Consider the following 17,032-nt stretch of genomic DNA (forward strand, 5'->3'; position numbering starts at 1 on the left):
CACATGACGAACACAGCGGTGCCAGAATTCCAGCATCGTACGGTGCTGCTAGACGAAGCGGTCGATGCGCTGGCCATTGCCGGCGCGCGTGCCGACGGTATCTACGTCGACGGCACCTTCGGCCGCGGCGGTCACAGCCGCCTGTTGCTGTCGCGCCTGGGCCCGAACGGGCGCCTGGTCGCGTTCGACAAGGATCCGCAGGCGATCGCCACCGCGCAAACCATCGAAGATCCGCGTTTTACCATCGTGCACGACAGTTTTGCCACGATGGCTTCCGCATTTGCCGAGCGCGGCATCGGCCAGGTCGACGGCGTGCTGCTCGACCTGGGCATTTCATCGCCACAGGTCGATGACGCCGCGCGCGGCTTTTCATTCCGCAATGACGGGCCGCTCGACATGCGGATGGACACGACACGCGGCATTTCCGCGGCCGAATGGCTGGCCAAGGAATCGGAACAGACTCTTGAAAAGGTGATCAGGGATTATGGGGAAGAACGGTTTGCTTTTCAGATTGCAAAGGCGATTGTTGCTCGCCGGGCAGTCGAACCAATTTCAAGCACACGACAGCTTGCCGGCATCGTGGCAGGCGCGGTCAAAACCCGGGAGAAGGGCAAGGATCCGGCCACAAGGACCTTTCAGGCTATCCGGATTTACATCAATCAAGAGCTTGAGGACCTCCAGGCAGGATTGAAGCAGGCCTACGACGCGCTGGCCCCGGGCGGCATCATGGCCGTCATCAGCTTCCATTCGCTGGAAGACCGCATCGTCAAGCGTTTCCTTGCCGAGCGCGCCAATGTGCCGCAGCCGGACCGCCGGCTGCCGATCCGCGCCGCCGACCTGCCGCAGCCGGAAGTGAAGCTGCTCGCCAAGATCAAGCCATCGGCGCGCGAAGTGGACGAGAACCCGCGCGCCCGCTCGGCGGTGATGCGGGTCGCAGTTCGTTTACCTGTGCGTCTCCCTGAACAAAAGAGGCCGGCATGAGCGGCAAGCTCGCCGCCGTCCTGGCCGCGCTGCTGGTGGGCTGCGCGCTGTCGCTCGTTAACGCGCAATACCAGGCGCGCCACCTGTTCATCGAGCTCGAACGCGCGCAGTCCAAGGCGCGCCAGCTCGACATCGAATGGGCGCAGCTGCAGCTGGACCAGTCCACGCTGGGCAAGCACGCCCGCATCGAAGAAATCGCGCACGGCGACCTGGGCATGACCCAGCTGACGCCCGCGCGCACGCAATACCTGACGGAGGGCGAGGAATGAGCCGTCCCAACGCCGCAAGCTCCCGCGTGGCCGCCTCGAAAGGCGTGTCGTTCTCCAAGAGCCCCGTGCTGGCTGTGCGCCTGCCCACCTGGCGCTCGCGCGTGGTGCTGTTCGTGCTGTTCACCGCGTTCGCCGCGCTGGCGGTGCGCGCGCTGTGGCTGCAGGGCCTGTCCACCCAGTTCCTGCAGAAGCAGGGCGAGATCCGCTACGCGCGCACGATCGAACTGCCGGCCACGCGCGGCAAGATCATGGACCGCAATGGCCAGGTGCTGGCATCGTCGGTACCGGTGAAGGCCATCTGGGCGATTCCGGACGACGTGCTGCAGGCGCCGCCCGAAAAGATCCGCGCGCTGGCCAGCCTGCTCGACATGAGCGAGGCCGAGTTGCGCAAGAAGCTCGATTCCGACCGCAACTTTGTTTACCTGAAGCGGCAGGTCGAGCAGGACGTGGCCGACCGGATCGCCAAGCTGAAGATCGACGGCATCGACACGCGCAAGGAATACAAGCGCTTCTACCCGCAGGGTGAAGTGATGACCCACGTGGTGGGCTTCACCAACGTGGAAGACGTGGGCCAGGAATCGATGGAGCTGGCGCACCAGAAAACGCTGGTGGGCCAGCCCGGCACGCGCCGCGTGATCAAGGACCGCCTGGGCCACATCGTCGAGGATATCGGCGCCAAGCACGAACCGCACGACGGCAAGGACCTGGTGCTGTCGGTCGATTCGAAGATCCAGTACATCGCCTTCACGCAGCTGAAGGCGGCTGTCGAGAAATTCGCCGCCAAGGCCGGCGCCGCCGTGGTGCTGGACGTGCACACCGGCGAAGTGCTGGCGCTGGCGAACTATCCCAGCTACGACCCGAACGACCGCCGCAAGCTGACCGGCGCGCAGTTGCGCAACCGCGTGATGACGGACTCGTTCGAACCGGGTTCCACGCTGAAGGCGATCACCGTGGCGCTGGCGCTGGACAAGGGCGTGGTCACGCCGTACACCAGCATCGACACCGGCAACGGCCGCCTCACCATCAAGGACCGCACCATCAGCGATACCAAGCCGCACCACGTGATCAGCGTGCAGCAGGTGATGGAGATGTCGTCCAACATCGGCACCTCGAAGATCGCGCTGTCGATGCCGCCGCAGGATATGTGGGAAATGTTCACCAAGGTCGGCTTCGGCCAGCAGCCGAAGTGGGGCTTCCCCGGCGCCGTTGCCGGCCGCGTGCGTCCCTACAAGAACTGGCGGCCGATCGAACAGGCCACGATGAGCTACGGGAACGGCATCTCGGTGTCGCTGATCCAGCTGGCCCGCTCGTACCTGATGTTCGCCCGCGATGGCGACCTGATTCCGCTCACCTTCCAGAAAAGCCACGACCTGCCGCAGGGCCAGCAGATCATCAAGCCGCAGACGGCGCGCCAGATGCGCGAGATGCTCGAGATGGTCGTCACCGGCAAGGACGGCACGGCGAAGCAGGCCCAGATCCCCGGCTACCGCGTGGGCGGCAAGACGGGCACCGCCTACAAGGTGGAAAACGGCCGCTACCCGATTCCGCGCAAGTACATCGGCTCCTTCGTGGGCATCGTGCCGCTGTCGGCGCCGCGCTTCGTGATCGCCGTGATGATCGACGAGCCGACCCAGGGCGGCCGTTTCGGCGGCCAGGTGGCGGCGCCGACGTTTGCCAAGGTCGCGGAAAACGCGCTGCGCGCCATGAACGTGCCTCCTGATTCCACCGTGACGGAAATCGTGGCTCCGGCGAGCAACGAAGGGGAGGCCATGTAATGACGAACATGAATAACAACGACGACATCCAACAGATCGGCGACTGGATCAGGCAGGCCGCACCAGGCGGCCAGCTGACCTCCGACTCGCGCCGCATCGCACCGGGCGACGTATTCTTCGCCTATCCGAACAACAGCGCCGGCGATGCCGGCGACGGCCGTACCTATATAGGACGGGCCATCGAACAGGGCGCCGCGGCCGTGCTGTACGACCCGGCCGGATTCGCCTGGAACCCGGAATGGCGCGTAGCCAGCCTGCCGGTGGCGGACCTGAAACTGCGCGCCGGTCCGATCGCGCACGCCGTGTACGGCATGCCGGACGCCGGCATGTTCACCGTCGGCGTCACGGGCACCAACGGCAAGACCTCGTCGGCCGTGTGGCTGGGCCATGCGCTGTCGCGCGCCGGCGAAACCGCCGCCGTCATCGGCACGCTGGGTGTCGGCCTGTTCCACGGCCAGGGCAATGGCCGCGGCGAAGCCGAATTCGCGGCCACCGGCTACACCACGCCGGACCAGGTACTGCTGGCCCGCACGCTGGACGAATGCCGCGCCGCCGGCACCCGTGCGCTGGCCATCGAGGTGTCGTCGATCGGCCTCGAACAGGGCCGCGTGGCGGGCATGCATTTCGACGTCGCCCTGTTCACCAACCTGACGCGCGACCACCTGGATTTCCACGGCTCGATGGAAGCCTATGAAGCGGCCAAGCAAAAGCTGTTCGCCTGGCCCGGCCTGAAGACCGCCGTCATCAACCTGGACGATCCGGCCGGTGTACGCATGGCATCGCAGGTGAAGGATGCCCAGGTGATCGGCTATACGCTCAAGAGCGAAGCCGAGATGGCTGCACTGCCTGCGCAGTTGGCCGGGATTGCCGTGCTGCGTGCCAGCCAGGTCAAGAGCCGCAGCGCCGGCACCGAGTTCCACCTCGAGTCGCCTTATGGCGCCGCGCAGGTGAAGACCCGGCTGGTGGGCGCGTTCAACGTCAGCAACGCGCTCGGCGTGCTGGGCGCGCTGCTGGCGAAAGGCCTGCCGCTACGCGCCGCCGTCGAGGCGATCGAGGCATTGGCGCCGGCCCCGGGCCGCATGCAGCTGGTCGGCGGCAACGATGCGCCGATGGTCGTCATCGACTACGCGCACACGCCCGACGCACTGGAAAAAACCCTGGAAGCGCTGCGTCCCGTGGCGGCGGACCGCGGCGGCCAGCTGTGGTGCGTGTTCGGCTGCGGCGGCGACCGCGACCCGGGCAAGCGCCCGCAGATGGGCCGCATCGCGCAGGCCGCGGACCATGTGCTGGTCACCAGCGACAACCCGCGCAGCGAAGACCCGCACGCGATCATCGCGCAGATCGTGGCCGGCATGGATGCCACCCGCCCCGCGCAGGCCATCGAAGACCGCGCCGCGGCGATCCTTTCCGCCGTCAAGCACGCGGCCAGGAACGACGTGATCCTGGTGGCCGGCAAGGGCCATGAACCCTACCAGGAAATCAAGGGCAAGAAACTGCCGTTCTCCGATGCCGAGCATGCCCAGCTGGCACTGACTGCCCGACTGACGATGATGAGGACGAACTGATGCGCGCCACGCTGGACCAGATCCTGGCTGCGCTGGATGGCGCGCGCCTCGTTGGCGAAGCCTCCACGGGCACGGGCTTCGATGGCGTGTCGACCGACAGCCGCACCGTGGCGCCGGGCGCCCTGTTCGTCGCGCTGCGCGGCGAAAACTTCGATGCGCACGACTTCCTGCCGCAAGTGGCGCAGAAAGCGGCTGCCATAGTGGTTGAACGGCTGCCCGATGGCTGGACCGCGCCTGCGGCGCTGCCCGTCATCCTCGTGCAGGACACGCTGGCAGCGCTCGGCCAGATCGCCCGCTGGTGGCGCAGCCAGTTCGACCTGCCGCTGATCGGTGTTACCGGCAGCAACGGCAAGACGACGGTCAAGGAAATGATCGCCGCCATCCTGGCTGCGGCCCATGGCGAGGAAGACCGGCTGGCGACGCGCGGAAACCTCAACAACGAGATCGGCGTGCCGCTCACGCTGTTCCGCCTGGCGCCGCACCATTCCTCCGCCGTAATCGAGCTGGGCATGAACCACCCGGGCGAGATCGGCCGGCTGGCCCGCATTGCCATGCCGACCATCGCCCTGGTGAACAATGCCCAGCGCGAGCACCAGGAATTCATGCACACGGTGGAAGCCGTGGCGCGCGAGAACGGTTCCGTGCTGGCCGCGCTGCCGGGCGACGGTACGGCGGTGTTTCCGTCGCACGACGAATTCACGCCCATCTGGCGCGAGCTCGCGGGCAGCCGCCGCACGATCACCTTCGGCCTGACCAAGGAGGCCGATGTGAGCTGCACGTTCCGGCCGGCCGATTTCGGCAACCAGATGTTCGTGTCGATCCGCTGCAGCGATGGTGAACTGGTCCAGTTCTATGTCGCCCTGCAGGCGGCCGGCGAGCACAACGTGCGCAATGCGCTGGCCGCCATCGCCTGTACGGCGGCAGCCGGCATTTCGTTCGACCGCGTCAAGGCGGGGCTGGACACCTTCGCGCCGGTCAGTGGCCGGCTGCAGCGCAAGCAGGCCGCCCAAGGCGCCGTCGTCATCGACGATACGTACAATGCGAACCCGGATTCGGTACGCGCCGCGATCGACGTGCTGGCGGGCAGCCCGGCGCCGCGCGTGCTGGTGCTGGGCGATATGGGTGAAGTGGGCACCAAGGGGAAGGAATTCCACGAAGAGATCGCCGCCTACGCGGCACAGAAGGGCATCGAACAGGTGCTCGTGACGGGAACGCTGGCCCGGCACATGCAGGATGCAGGTGCGGATTCGGGTTCGGCGAATGTCCGTCATTTCGAACAGTTCGACGCATTGCTCGCGGCAGTCGACGCGGCAGTGACGCCGGACACCACGGTGTTGATCAAGGGCTCCCGTTTCATGAAGATGGAGCGGGTCGTGCAGCATTTGATTGGATCGCAACAAGCTAACAAGGAAACCCACTGATCATGCTGCTTTGGCTCGCACAGTACCTGCAGGACGATATCGGCGCCTTCCGCGTCTTTAACTTCATTACTTTCCGCGCCGTGTTCGCCACGATCACGGCGCTGGTGATCGGCCTCGTCGCCGGCCCCGCCGTCATCCGCAAGCTCACCGCCATGAAGTACGGCCAGGCCGTGCGTACCGACGGCCCGCAGACGCACCTGAAAAAACACGGCACACCGACGATGGGCGGTGTGCTGATCCTGATCGCGATCGGCGTTTCCACCCTGCTGTGGTGCGACTGGTCGAACCGGCTGATCTGGCCGGTGATCGTGGTGACGCTGGGCTTCGGCGCCGTGGGCTGGGTGGACGACTACAGGAAAGTAGTGCGGCAAGACCCGGAAGGCATGCGCTCGGCCGAAAAATACTTCTGGCAATCGCTGGTGGGCGTGGCCGCCGCGCTGTACCTGGCATTCTCCGTGTCGGCACCCACGCCGGCCGAAGTGTTCACGCTGTTCTTCCAGTGGGTGCAGTCGGGCTTCTCGATGGACCTGCCGCCGAAGGCCGACCTGATCGTGCCGTTCTTCAAGACCATCAGCTATCCGCTGGGCGTGTGGGGCTTCATCGCGCTGACCTATTGCGTGATCGTGGGTTCGTCGAACGCCGTCAACTTCACCGATGGCCTGGATGGCCTGGCCATCATGCCGACCGTGATGGTCGGTTCGGCCCTGGGCCTGTTCGCCTACCTCACCGGCAGTGCCACCTATTCGAAATACCTGTTCATCCCGCACATCCCCGGCGCGGGCGAGTTGATCATCTTCGTGGGCGCGATGGCCGGCGCCGGCCTGGCCTTCCTCTGGTATAACACGCACCCCGCGCAAGTGTTCATGGGCGACGTCGGCGCACTGGCGCTGGGCGGCGCGCTGGGCACCATCGCCGTCATCGTGCGCCAGGAAATCGTGCTGTTCATCATGGGCGGCATCTTCGTCGCCGAAACGGTCTCCGTGATCATCCAGGTGGGCTGGTTCAAGTACACGAAAAAGCGTTATGGCCAGGGCCGCCGGGTATTCCTGATGGCGCCGCTGCACCACCATTTCGAACAGAAGGGCTGGAAGGAAACCCAGGTCGTGGTGCGCTTCTGGATCGTCACGATGATGCTGGTGCTGGTGGGCCTTTCCACGCTCAAGCTGCGGTAATCAACGGTAATCAATGGCAGGAAGAACGGTAGAACACGATGATCTATAACGGCAAAATCGCGCTGGTGCTGGGCCTTGGCGAATCGGGCCTGGCCATGGCGCAGTGGCTCGCCCGCTGCGGCGCGCTGCTGCGCGTGGCCGATACGCGCGCCGTGCCGGATCGCCTGCCGGCGCTGCGCGAAGCGGTGCCGGGCACGCAGTTCATCGCCGGCCCGTTCAACGCCGCGCTGCTCGACGGCGTGGACTTCGTCGCCGTCAGCCCCGGGCTGGCGCCGAACCGCGAGCTGGCCGACCTGCTGCCGGCCGCGCAGGAAAAGAACATCCCTGTCTGGGGGGAGATCGAACTCTTCGCCCAGGCGCTGGCCTGGCTGAAGACCGACCGCGCCTATGCGCCGAAGGTCATCGCAATCACCGGCACCAACGGCAAGACCACCGTCACCACGATCACGGGCCAGCTGTGCGAGCGCGCCGGCTTGTCGGTGAAAGTGGCCGGCAACATCAGCCCGGCCGCGCTGGACGTGCTGCGCGAGGCGATGGATGCCGCGCCGGCGGGCGCCGGGTCGACGGATGCAGGGCCGACGGATGCAGGGCCGACGGATGCACTGCCGCAGGCCTGGGTGCTGGAACTGTCCAGCTTCCAGCTGCACACCACGTATTCGCTGCAGGCCGATGCCGCCACGGTACTGAACCTGACCCAGGATCACCTGGACTGGCACGGCAGCATGGAAGCCTACGCCGCCGACAAGGCGCGCATCTTCGGCGCGCAGACCGTGCGCGTGCTCAATCGCGACGATGCCTGGACGATGCGCATGGCCAATCCGCTCGGCGGCAATGCCACCTTCGGCACCGGCGCCCCGGTCACGCCGGACAGCTTCGGCCTCGTCAACGAACGGGGCGTGTGGTGGCTGGCGGCGGCCGAGCCGCTCGACGATGCCGAACCGGCGAAGAAGCGCCGCAAGAACGAGCCGGCGCCCGCCGTGGAGACGGGCGTGAAGAAGCTGATGCCGGCCGATGCGCTGCAGATCCGCGGCACGCACAACGCGACCAACGCGCTGGCCGCGCTGGCGCTGTGCCGCGCGATCGGCCTGCCGTTCGCACCGCTGCTGCACGGCCTGCGCGACTACAAGGGCCAGCCGCACCGCGTGGAACTGGTCGCGGCGATCAACGGCGTCGAGTTCTACGACGACAGCAAGGGCACCAACGTGGGCGCCACCGTGGCCGCCATCGATGGCCTGGGCAAGAGCTTCGGCGGCGACAGCCAGCGCATCGTGCTGGTCGCCGGCGGCGACGGCAAGGGCCAGGAGTTCGATCCGCTGGCCGGACCGGTGTCGCGCTACGTGCGCGCCGTGGTGCTGATCGGCCGCGATGCGCCGGGCATCCGCGCCGCGCTGGCCGGCAGCGGCGTGCCGCTGCACGATTTCGCCACGCTGGAAGAGGCGACCATGGCCGCCGCGCGCATGGCGCTCAGCGGTGATGCCGTGCTGCTGTCGCCCGCCTGCGCCAGCCTGGACATGTTCAAGAACTACGCGCACCGCGCCCAGGTGTTCATCGACACCGTGCGCGAGATCGCGCTCGATGCGGGACAGGAGATCTGATGGCCTTCCAGCTGCCATTCAAGTTCTCCGGAGGCGGATCGGTCACGCCGATCGACATCCGCGCGCGCCAGTCGCGCATGATGGAGTACGACAAGCCGCTGCTGTGGGTAATCATCCTGCTGCTGCTGCTCGGCATGGTCATGGTGTATTCCGCGTCGATCGCGCTGCCCGATTCGCCGAAGTACGCGGCGTACAAGAACTCTTACTTCCTGACGCGCCAGGCCACCTTCATCGCCATCTCCGGCGTGGTGGCGCTGGTGGCGTTCCGCATTCCGATCGCCACCTGGCAGCGCTGGGCGCCCTACCTGTTCCTCGGCACCATGTTCCTGTTGCTGCTGGTGCTGATTCCCGGCGTGGGCGTGGTGGTCAACGGCGGCCGGCGCTGGCTGTCCCTGAAGATCTACAACCTGCAGCCTTCCGAGCTGATGAAGCTGTTCATCGTGCTGTACGCGGCCGACTACACGGTGCGCAAGCAGGAATACATGCACAAGCTGACCAAGGGTTTCCTGCCGATGGCCCTGGCGGTCAGCGTGGTCGGCCTGCTGCTGCTGCTCGAGCCCGACCTGGGCGCGTTCGGCGTGATCGTCTGCATCGCGATGGGCATCCTGTTCCTCGGCGGCGTGAATGCGGTCTGGTTCGGCGGCATCGCCGGCATGCTGGTCACGGTGTTCGTATCGATCATCGCGCTGTCGAAATTCCGGCGCGAGCGCTTCTTCGCCTACCTGAACCCGTGGGACGAAGCCAATGCGCTGGACAAGGGCTACCAGCTGACCCACTCGCTGATCGCCTTCGGCCGCGGCGAGATCTTCGGCGTGGGCCTGGGCGGCAGCGTGGAGAAACTGCATTACCTGCCGGAGGCGCATACCGACTTCCTGCTGGCCGTGATCGGCGAAGAACTGGGCCTGATCGGCGTGCTCGCTGTCATCGGAATGTTCTACTGGATCGTTAAACGCGCTTTCGAGATCGGCCGCCAGGCGATCGCCATCGACCAGACCTTTGCGGGCCTGGTCGCCAAGGGCATCGGCATCTGGATCGGCATTCAGACATTCATCAATATGGGCGTGAACCTCGGGCTGCTGCCCACCAAGGGATTGACCTTGCCGCTGATGAGCTACGGCGGCACGGGTGTGCTCGTGAATTGCCTCGGCCTGGCGATCCTGCTGCGGATCGACTACGAGAACCGCGTGCTGATGCGGGGCGGGCGAACATGAGCGCACCTGTGAAGAAGCTCGTGATCATGGCGGCCGGCACCGGCGGCCATATCTTCCCCGGCCTGGCGATCGCCCAGACGATGCGCGCGCGCGGCTGGGAAGTGAGCTGGCTCGGCACGTCGCACGGCATGGAGGGCGAGCTGGTGCCGAAGGCCGGCGTGGCGATGGACGTCATCCACTTTTCCGGCATGCGCGGCAAGGGGCTGGGCCATACGCTGTCCGGCGCGGTGAAGATGCTGAAGGCATTCTGGGATTGCTACGGCATCATCGGCCGCCGCAAGCCCGCCGTGGTGCTGGGCATGGGCGGTTACGTGACCGTGCCGGGCGGGATGATGACGAAGCTGCGCAATGTGCCGCTGGTGCTCGTCAACGCCGATGCGGCGCTGCTGCTGTCGAACAAGACGCTGGCGCCGGTGGCGTCGAAGGTGTGCTTCGGCTTCCCGGCCGACTTCGGCCGCGCGGCCGGCAAGGCGGTCGTCACCGGCAACCCGGTGCGCAGGGAAATCCTCGACCTGCCGGCACCCGCGCAGCGCTTCGCCGGCCGCGAGGGCGCCTTGCGCATCCTGGTGGTCGGCGGCAGCCTCGGGGCCAGGGCGCTCAACGATGCGCTGCCGGCCGCGCTGGCCCTGCTGCCGGAAGGCGAACGCCCGCTGGTCACCCACCAGTCGGGCAAGAAGAACATCGATGCGCTGCGCGCCGGCTATGCGCAGGCGGGAGTGCAGGCCACCGTGGTCGACTTCATCGACGACATGGCCAGCGCCTATGCGCAGGCCGACGTGGTGATCTGCCGCGCCGGCGCCATCACCGTGTCCGAGCTGACGGCGGCCGGCGTGGCCAGCGTGCTGGTGCCGCTGGTGGCGTCGACCACCAGCCACCAGCGCGACAACGCCCGCTGGATGGCGCAACAGAACGCGGCGATCCACATGCCGCAGACCGAACTGACCGCGCAGGGCCTGGCAACCCTGCTGCAGACGCTGACGCGCAACGCCTGCCGCGGCATGGCCGAGGCGGCGCACGCGGTCGGCAAGCGCGACGCGAACGACGCGATCGCAAACGTACTCGAACAACTGGCATAAGACGACACAGACACCATGCAACACAAGGTCAAGAACATTCACTTCGTCGGCATCGGCGGCAGCGGCATGAGCGGCATCGCCGAGGTGCTGGTCACGCTCGGCTACAACGTCAGCGGCTCGGACCTGGGCAGCTCGGCTGTTACCCAGCGCCTGGCCGACATGGGCGCCAAGGTGTTCCAGGGCCACGCGGCCGAGTACATCGGCGCCGCCGACGCGGTCGTCACGTCCACCGCCGTGGCGGCGGATAACCCGGAAGTGGTCGCGGCCCGCGCGAAGAAAATCCCGATCGTGCCGCGCGCCGTGATGCTGGGCGAACTGATGCGCCTTAAACGGGGCATCGCCATCGCCGGCACGCACGGCAAGACCACGACCACGTCGCTGGTCGCTTCGGTGCTGTACCAGGGCGGCCTGGACCCCACGTTCGTGATCGGCGGCCGGCTCACGGCGGCCGGTGCCAACGCCAAGCTGGGTTCCGGCGAATACCTGGTGGCCGAGGCGGACGAATCGGATGCGTCGTTCCTGAACCTGGCGCCGATGATCGAAGTGATCACGAACATCGACGCCGACCACATGGAGACGTACGAGCACGATTTCGAGAAGCTCAAGCAGGCTTTCGTGCACTTCACGCACCGCCTGCCGTTCTATGGCCGCGCGATGCTGTGCATCGACGATGCGCACGTGCGCAGCATCCTGCCGCAAGTAACGAAGCCGGTGACCACGTACGGTTTCGCCGAAGATGCCGAAGTGCGCGCCGTGAACGCCCGCGCGGTCGGCACGCAGATGCATTTCACGGTGTTGCAGGAAGGCTTCCCGGATCTCGATATCGTGCTGAACCAGCCCGGCCTGCACAACGTGCAGAACGCCTGCTCGGCCGTGGCCATCGCCCGCGAGATCGGCATCGATGACAGCGCCACGCAGGCCGGCCTGGCCGGTTTCGCCGGCGTGGGCCGCCGCTTCACGAAATACGGCGACGTCGCGATTCCGGGCGGCGGTACGAATCGTGGGACATTCACCCTGGTCGACGATTTCGGCCACCACCCCGTGGAAACGGAAGTCACGCTGGCCGCCGCGCGCGCCGCGTACCCGGGCCGCCGCCTGGTGCTGGCGTTCCAGCCGCACCGCTACACCCGCACGCGCGACCTGTTCGAGGACTTCGCCCGCGTGCTGTCGGTAGTGGACCTGCTGGTGCTGGTCGAGGTCTACCCGGCCGGCGAAGCGCCGATCGTGGGCGCCGACGGCCGCTCGCTGGTGCGCGCGATCCGCGCGCGCGGCAAGACCGAGCCTGTGTTCGTCGAAACCATCGGCGAGGTACCGGAAACCATCATGGGACTGGTGCGGGACGGCGACGTGGTGCTGACGATGGGTGCCGGTGCGATCAGCGGCGTGCCAGGAAAACTGGTGAACTACAAAGATTGAACGCAATGTTGAACAATCAAGCACAGGCATGAACATGGCAATTTCAAAAGAAGAAGCGCAATCGTTCGGCAAGGTCGGCGTGCTGTTCGGCGGCCGGTCCGCCGAGCGCGACGTGTCGATCATGTCCGGCGGCGGCGTGCTCGAAGCGCTTTGCAGCCAGGGCATCGATGCCCACCCGTTCGATCCGGGCCAGCGCTCGCTGGCCGAGCTGGCGGCCGAGAAGTTCGACCGCGTGTTCATCGCGCTGCACGGCCGCTACGGCGAAGACGGCACGCTGCAGGGCGCGCTGGAACTGCTGGGTATTCCGTATACGGGCAGCGGCGTGATGGCCAGTTCGGTGGCGATGGACAAGATCACGACCAAGATCCTGTGGCTGAAGGCCGGCCTGCCGACGCCCGACTTCGCGGTGCTGGACGATGGTGCCGACCTGGCGGCCGTTGCCGCGCAACTGGGCCTGCCGCTGATCGTCAAGCCGCCGCACGAGGGTTCGTCGATCGGCTTCTCGAAAGTCGATGCGGTCGGGCAGTTCCAGGCGGCCTACGACAAGTGCGCGCCACTGGACGACTCGGTGCTGGCCGAATCGTTCGTGTCCGGCCGCGAGTTCACCGTGGCTGTGCTGGGCGCCGGTGCCGGCGCGCGCGCGCTGCCGGTGGTGGAAATCGTGGCGCCGAAAGGCAACTACGATTACCAGAACAAGTATTTCACGGACGACGTGCAGTATTTCTGCCCGCCGCAGCTCGATGAAGCGATCCAGGCCGAGATGCGGCGCATCGCCGTCGAAGCCTACCGCACGCTCGGCTGCGAGGGCTGGGCGCGCGTCGATGTGCTGCTGCGCGACAGCGACAACCAGCCATACCTGCTGGAAGCGAATACCTCGCCCGGCATGACGAGCCATTCGCTGGTGCCGATGGCGGCACGCGCCGAAGGCATGTCGTACGAAGCGCTGTGCGTGGAAATCCTGCGCACCGCGCGCCTGAAGATCAAGGGATAAAGAGCAATGTGGCACGACGCGAAAGCCTTGAACGCAACCGCCAGCGGCATCGTCGCGCTGGTGTTTGCCGTTTGCGTCGCCGCCGGTATCTGGTGGATCGCGCACCGGCCGATCTTCGACCTGCGCACGATCCGCGTCGAGGCGATGGAACGGGCCGAACTGCGCCACGTGAACCTGCTGACGCTGAAGAACGGCACGCAGGGCCGCATCCCCGGCAACTTCTTCACGGCCAACCTGGAACAGGTGCGCCAGGTGTTCGAGGCGGTGCCCTGGGTGCGGCGCGCCACGGTGCGGCGCGAATGGCCGAACCAGCTGATCGTGGAAGTGGAGGAACACGAGGCGCTGGGTACCTGGGGCGAGGATGGCCGGCTGCTGTCGGTGAAGGGCGATGTATTCACGGCCAACCTGGCCGAGGCGGAAGAAGATCACGAGCTGCCGCAGTTCTCCGGACCGGACGGCAGCGAGAAGGAAGTACTGTCGCGCTACGCCGAGCTGCGCAAGTGGTTCGCGCCGGCCAGGCTGGTGCCGGCCGGCCTGTCGCTGTCGAGCCGTTATGCGTGGACAGTGACGCTGGACAACGGCGCGAGCGTGGCGCTGGGCCGCGAGCAGACGCCGACGATGCTGAAGGACCGCGTGGCGCGGCTGGTGTCGGTGTGGCCGCAGCTGGCCGCGCGCGTGCCGGACATCGAGACGATCGACATGCGCTACCAGAACGGACTGGCGCTGTCGGCGGCGGGGCTGAAGATCCCGGCCGAAAAAGTAAAGAAATAGCGAACAAAAAAGCGAACAAGAAAACTAACAAAAAACGAACAACAGGCCGCGGAAGGCCCGGTAGAGCGAAACGAATTTAACGAGCAAATAATGACAAAAGACGCGAAAAACCTGATCGTCGGCCTCGACATCGGCACCTCGAAGGTGGTGGCCGTGGTGGCCGAGGTGATGGGCGATGGCCGCCATGAAGTGATCGGGCTGGGGCAGCACGAATCGAAGGGCCTGAAGAAGGGCGTGGTGGTCAACATCGAAGCGACCGTGGAATCCATCCAGCGCGCCCTCGAGGAGGCCGAGCTGATGGCCGACTGCAAGATCCGCAACGTGTACGCGGGTATCGCGGGCAGCCATATCCGCAGCTTCAATTCGAGCGGCATGGTGGCGATCAAGGAAAAGGAAGTCACGGCCACCGATGTGGCGCGCGTCATTGAAACGGCGAAGGCCGTTAACATTCCCACCGATCAGCAGCTGCTGCACACGGTGCCGCAGGAATTCATCGTCGACAGCCAGGAAGACGTGCGCGAGCCGATCGGCATGAGCGGCATCCGGCTGGAAGTGAAAGTACATATCGTCACGGGCGCGGTGAGCGCCGTGCAGAATATCGTCAAGTGCGTGCGGCGTTGCGGACTCGAGGTCTCGGACCTGATCCTGCAGCCGATGGCATCCGCGGATGCCGTGCTCACGCCGGACGAAAAAGAATTAGGTGTAGTGCTGATCGATATCGGCGGCGGCACCACCGACGTTGCAGTGTTCTCGGACGGCGCGATCCGCCATACGGCAGTGATCCCGATCGCCGGTGACCAGATCACCAACGACATAGCGATGGCCTTGCGAACCCCCACCTCCGAAGCGGAAGAAATCAAGATCCGCTACGGGGTGGCAAAACAGGTGCTGGCGGATCCGGGGGAACACCTGGAAGTGCCGGGCCTGGGCGACCGCGGCCCCCGCAATCTGTCCCGCCAGGCGCTGGCTGCAGTCATCGAGCCGCGCGTGGAGGAATTGTTCGCCATGGTGCACCAGGTCGTGCGCGAGTCCGGATACGAGGGCGTGCTCTCGTCCGGCATCGTGCTGACCGGCGGCTCCTCGATCATGCCCGGCATGGTTGAAATGGCGGAGGACATCTTCCTGAAACCGGCACGCCTCGGCACGCCGGATTATCGCGGCCAGCTGGCCGACGTGGTGCGCAGCCCCCGCTACGCCACCGTGCTCGGTCTTCTGCTGGAAGCGAAGAAGCAGTATTTGCGCGGGCATATCGTGACGCGCCAGGACGGGTCCGTGAAGGCGGTCTGGCAACGCATGAAGGAATGGTTCCTCGGTAATTTCTGAGGGTGGGTGCCGGGTACGCAGGCCACCGCTTGATGGCCTGCGATGCACCCAAAACGGTAACAACAGGGTAAACTATTTTTATATATACGCGGTCTTCACCCCCAGCTTCTACCGATATGAAGGCTGGCGCTTGAAGGGCGCTCTCAACTAGGAGCACATCATGGAGTTCGATATGGTCGATAACGCATCACTGGGAACGGTGATCAAGGTGGTCGGTGTTGGCGGCGCGGGCGGTAACGCGGTGCAGCACATGATCAACAAGGGCATGAGCGGCGTGGAATTCATCGCCGCCAATACGGATGCCCAGGCGTTGTCGGCTTCCAAGGCCGACAACATCATCCAGATCGGCGAGACCGGCCTGGGCGCGGGCATGAAGCCCGACGTCGGCCGCAAGCTGGCCGAGGAATCGCGCGCGCGCATCGAGGATGCGCTGCGCGGCGCGCACATGGTGTTCATCGCCGCGGGCATGGGCGGCGGCACCGGCACCGGCGCCGCGCCGATCGTCGCGGAAGTGGCGAAATCGCTGGGCGCGCTGACGGTGGCGGTGGTGTCGAAGCCGTTCTCGCACGAAGGCCAGAAGTGCATGGAAATCGCCGATGAAGGCCTGGAGCAGCTGTCGCAGAACGTCGACTCGCTGATCGTGATCCTGAACGAGAAGCTCGAAGAGATCTACGAAGACGAGTCGCTGATCGAATGGCTGCAGCATGCCGACGATGTGCTGAACAACGCGGTGGCCGGCATCGCCGAGATCATCAACGTGCCGGGTCACATCAACGTCGACTTCAACGACGTGAAGACGATCATGGGCGAGCAGGGCAAGGCGATGATGGGTACCGCCACCGCCGCCGGCGTGGACCGCGCTCGCATCGCCGCCGAACAGGCCGTGGCATCGCCGCTGCTCGATGGCATCGACCTGTCCGGCGCGCGCGGCGTGCTGGTCAACGTGACCGCCAGCCGCAGCCTGAAGGGCAAGGAAATCAAGGAGGTGATGGCCGCGGTGCGCGCCTTCGCCGCGCCGGACGCATCGATCGCACAGGGCATCGCCTATGACGATTCGATGGGCGATTCGATCCGCGTGACCGTGGTGGCGACGGGCCTGGGCAAGAACAAGAAGCACGTGCAGCTGGTACCGCAGCAGATGCTGCGCACGGGCACCCACAACAACCCGCTGAACCCGCAGGCCGGCCTGGCCGGCGCCGCCGCATCGGTGTCGATGGGCATCGGTGCCGCCGGTGGCCACAGCTTCGAAGGCAAGCGCGAGCCGGCCGTATGGCGCCGCGAATCGGCTTCCGAGCAGGTGCGCGCGATGGAAAAGAACGGCATGGAAACCTACGATATCCCGGCATTCCTGCGCAAGCAGGCCGACTGATGTTGTAATGCGGCGGCGTGCCCGCAAGGGTGCCGCCGTGCCGGCCTACGTGAGAGGGGCCGGCCCTTTCGAGCGGCTTCGCTCGCGCTCTGGCATA

General features: G+C 66.0%; 14 protein-coding genes. All 14 read left to right on the forward strand.

Translation table 11 applies throughout. From position 1 onward, the window contains the following. Positions 1-3 precede the first annotated feature (3 nt). The 14 genes from rsmH (at position 4) to ftsZ (ending at position 16,935) form a co-directional block, all read left to right on the forward strand. Positions 4-981: a 16S rRNA (cytosine(1402)-N(4))-methyltransferase RsmH gene (gene rsmH / locus OU994_RS06755; RefSeq protein ID WP_281610123.1), complete on the forward strand. Its 978-nt coding sequence runs from the start codon at positions 4-6 to the stop codon at positions 979-981. Further along, positions 978-1,250 carry a cell division protein FtsL gene (gene ftsL, locus OU994_RS06760; RefSeq protein WP_281610124.1) on the forward strand — a complete coding sequence of 91 codons (273 nt, stop codon included), beginning with the start codon at positions 978-980 and terminating at the stop codon, positions 1,248-1,250. Before rsmH ends, ftsL begins: the two co-directional genes overlap by 4 nt. Next, the gene (locus OU994_RS06765) at positions 1,247-3,025 is read left to right on the forward strand and encodes a penicillin-binding protein 2 (protein WP_281610125.1); all 1,779 of its coding nucleotides are present in this window, start codon (positions 1,247-1,249) and stop codon (positions 3,023-3,025) included. The genes ftsL and OU994_RS06765 overlap by 4 nt, the downstream gene beginning before the upstream one ends. Continuing rightward, positions 3,025-4,590 (forward strand): UDP-N-acetylmuramoyl-L-alanyl-D-glutamate--2,6-diaminopimelate ligase, encoded by a 1,566-nt coding sequence (locus tag OU994_RS06770; protein ID WP_281610126.1) that lies wholly within the window; start codon positions 3,025-3,027, stop codon positions 4,588-4,590. The genes OU994_RS06765 and OU994_RS06770 overlap by 1 nt, the downstream gene beginning before the upstream one ends. Then, a complete protein-coding gene (gene murF, locus OU994_RS06775; RefSeq protein ID WP_281610127.1) occupies positions 4,590-6,011 on the forward strand; it encodes a UDP-N-acetylmuramoyl-tripeptide--D-alanyl-D-alanine ligase in 1,422 nt (473 codons plus the stop codon). The genes OU994_RS06770 and murF overlap by 1 nt, the downstream gene beginning before the upstream one ends. A 2-nt stretch (positions 6,012-6,013) precedes the next feature. Next, positions 6,014-7,183 (forward strand): phospho-N-acetylmuramoyl-pentapeptide-transferase, encoded by a 1,170-nt coding sequence (gene mraY, locus OU994_RS06780; protein ID WP_281610128.1) that lies wholly within the window; start codon positions 6,014-6,016, stop codon positions 7,181-7,183. 38 nt (positions 7,184-7,221) lie between these two features. Beyond that, a complete protein-coding gene (gene murD, locus OU994_RS06785) occupies positions 7,222-8,778 on the forward strand; it encodes a UDP-N-acetylmuramoyl-L-alanine--D-glutamate ligase (protein WP_281610129.1) in 1,557 nt (518 codons plus the stop codon). Beyond that, entirely contained in the window at positions 8,778-9,989 is a 1,212-nt protein-coding gene (gene ftsW, locus OU994_RS06790) for a putative lipid II flippase FtsW (RefSeq protein WP_281610130.1), read from the forward strand. Before murD ends, ftsW begins: the two co-directional genes overlap by 1 nt. Next, positions 9,986-11,065: an undecaprenyldiphospho-muramoylpentapeptide beta-N-acetylglucosaminyltransferase gene (gene murG, locus OU994_RS06795; RefSeq protein ID WP_281610131.1), complete on the forward strand. Its 1,080-nt coding sequence runs from the start codon at positions 9,986-9,988 to the stop codon at positions 11,063-11,065. Before ftsW ends, murG begins: the two co-directional genes overlap by 4 nt. A gap of 15 nt (positions 11,066-11,080) precedes the next feature. Then, positions 11,081-12,481 (forward strand): UDP-N-acetylmuramate--L-alanine ligase, encoded by a 1,401-nt coding sequence (murC, locus tag OU994_RS06800; RefSeq protein ID WP_281610132.1) that lies wholly within the window; start codon positions 11,081-11,083, stop codon positions 12,479-12,481. Between the two features lie 34 nt (positions 12,482-12,515). Beyond that, the gene (locus OU994_RS06805) at positions 12,516-13,472 is read left to right on the forward strand and encodes a D-alanine--D-alanine ligase (protein WP_373922559.1); all 957 of its coding nucleotides are present in this window, start codon (positions 12,516-12,518) and stop codon (positions 13,470-13,472) included. Positions 13,473-13,478: 6 nt separating this feature from the next. Next, positions 13,479-14,243 (forward strand): cell division protein FtsQ/DivIB, encoded by a 765-nt coding sequence (locus OU994_RS06810; protein WP_131147588.1) that lies wholly within the window; start codon positions 13,479-13,481, stop codon positions 14,241-14,243. Between the two features lie 90 nt (positions 14,244-14,333). Further along, positions 14,334-15,566, forward strand: a complete 1,233-nt coding sequence (gene ftsA / locus OU994_RS06815; protein ID WP_131147587.1) for a cell division protein FtsA — start codon at positions 14,334-14,336, stop codon at positions 15,564-15,566. A 160-nt stretch (positions 15,567-15,726) separates the two neighbouring features. Then, positions 15,727-16,935, forward strand: a complete 1,209-nt coding sequence (gene ftsZ, locus OU994_RS06820; RefSeq protein ID WP_131147586.1) for a cell division protein FtsZ — start codon at positions 15,727-15,729, stop codon at positions 16,933-16,935. Positions 16,936-17,032: the final 97 nt, after the last annotated feature.

The sequence above is a fragment of the Pseudoduganella sp. SL102 genome, assembly GCF_027856995.1.
In the GTDB taxonomy this organism is placed as follows: Bacteria; Pseudomonadota; Gammaproteobacteria; order Burkholderiales; family Burkholderiaceae_D; genus Rugamonas; species Rugamonas albidiflava.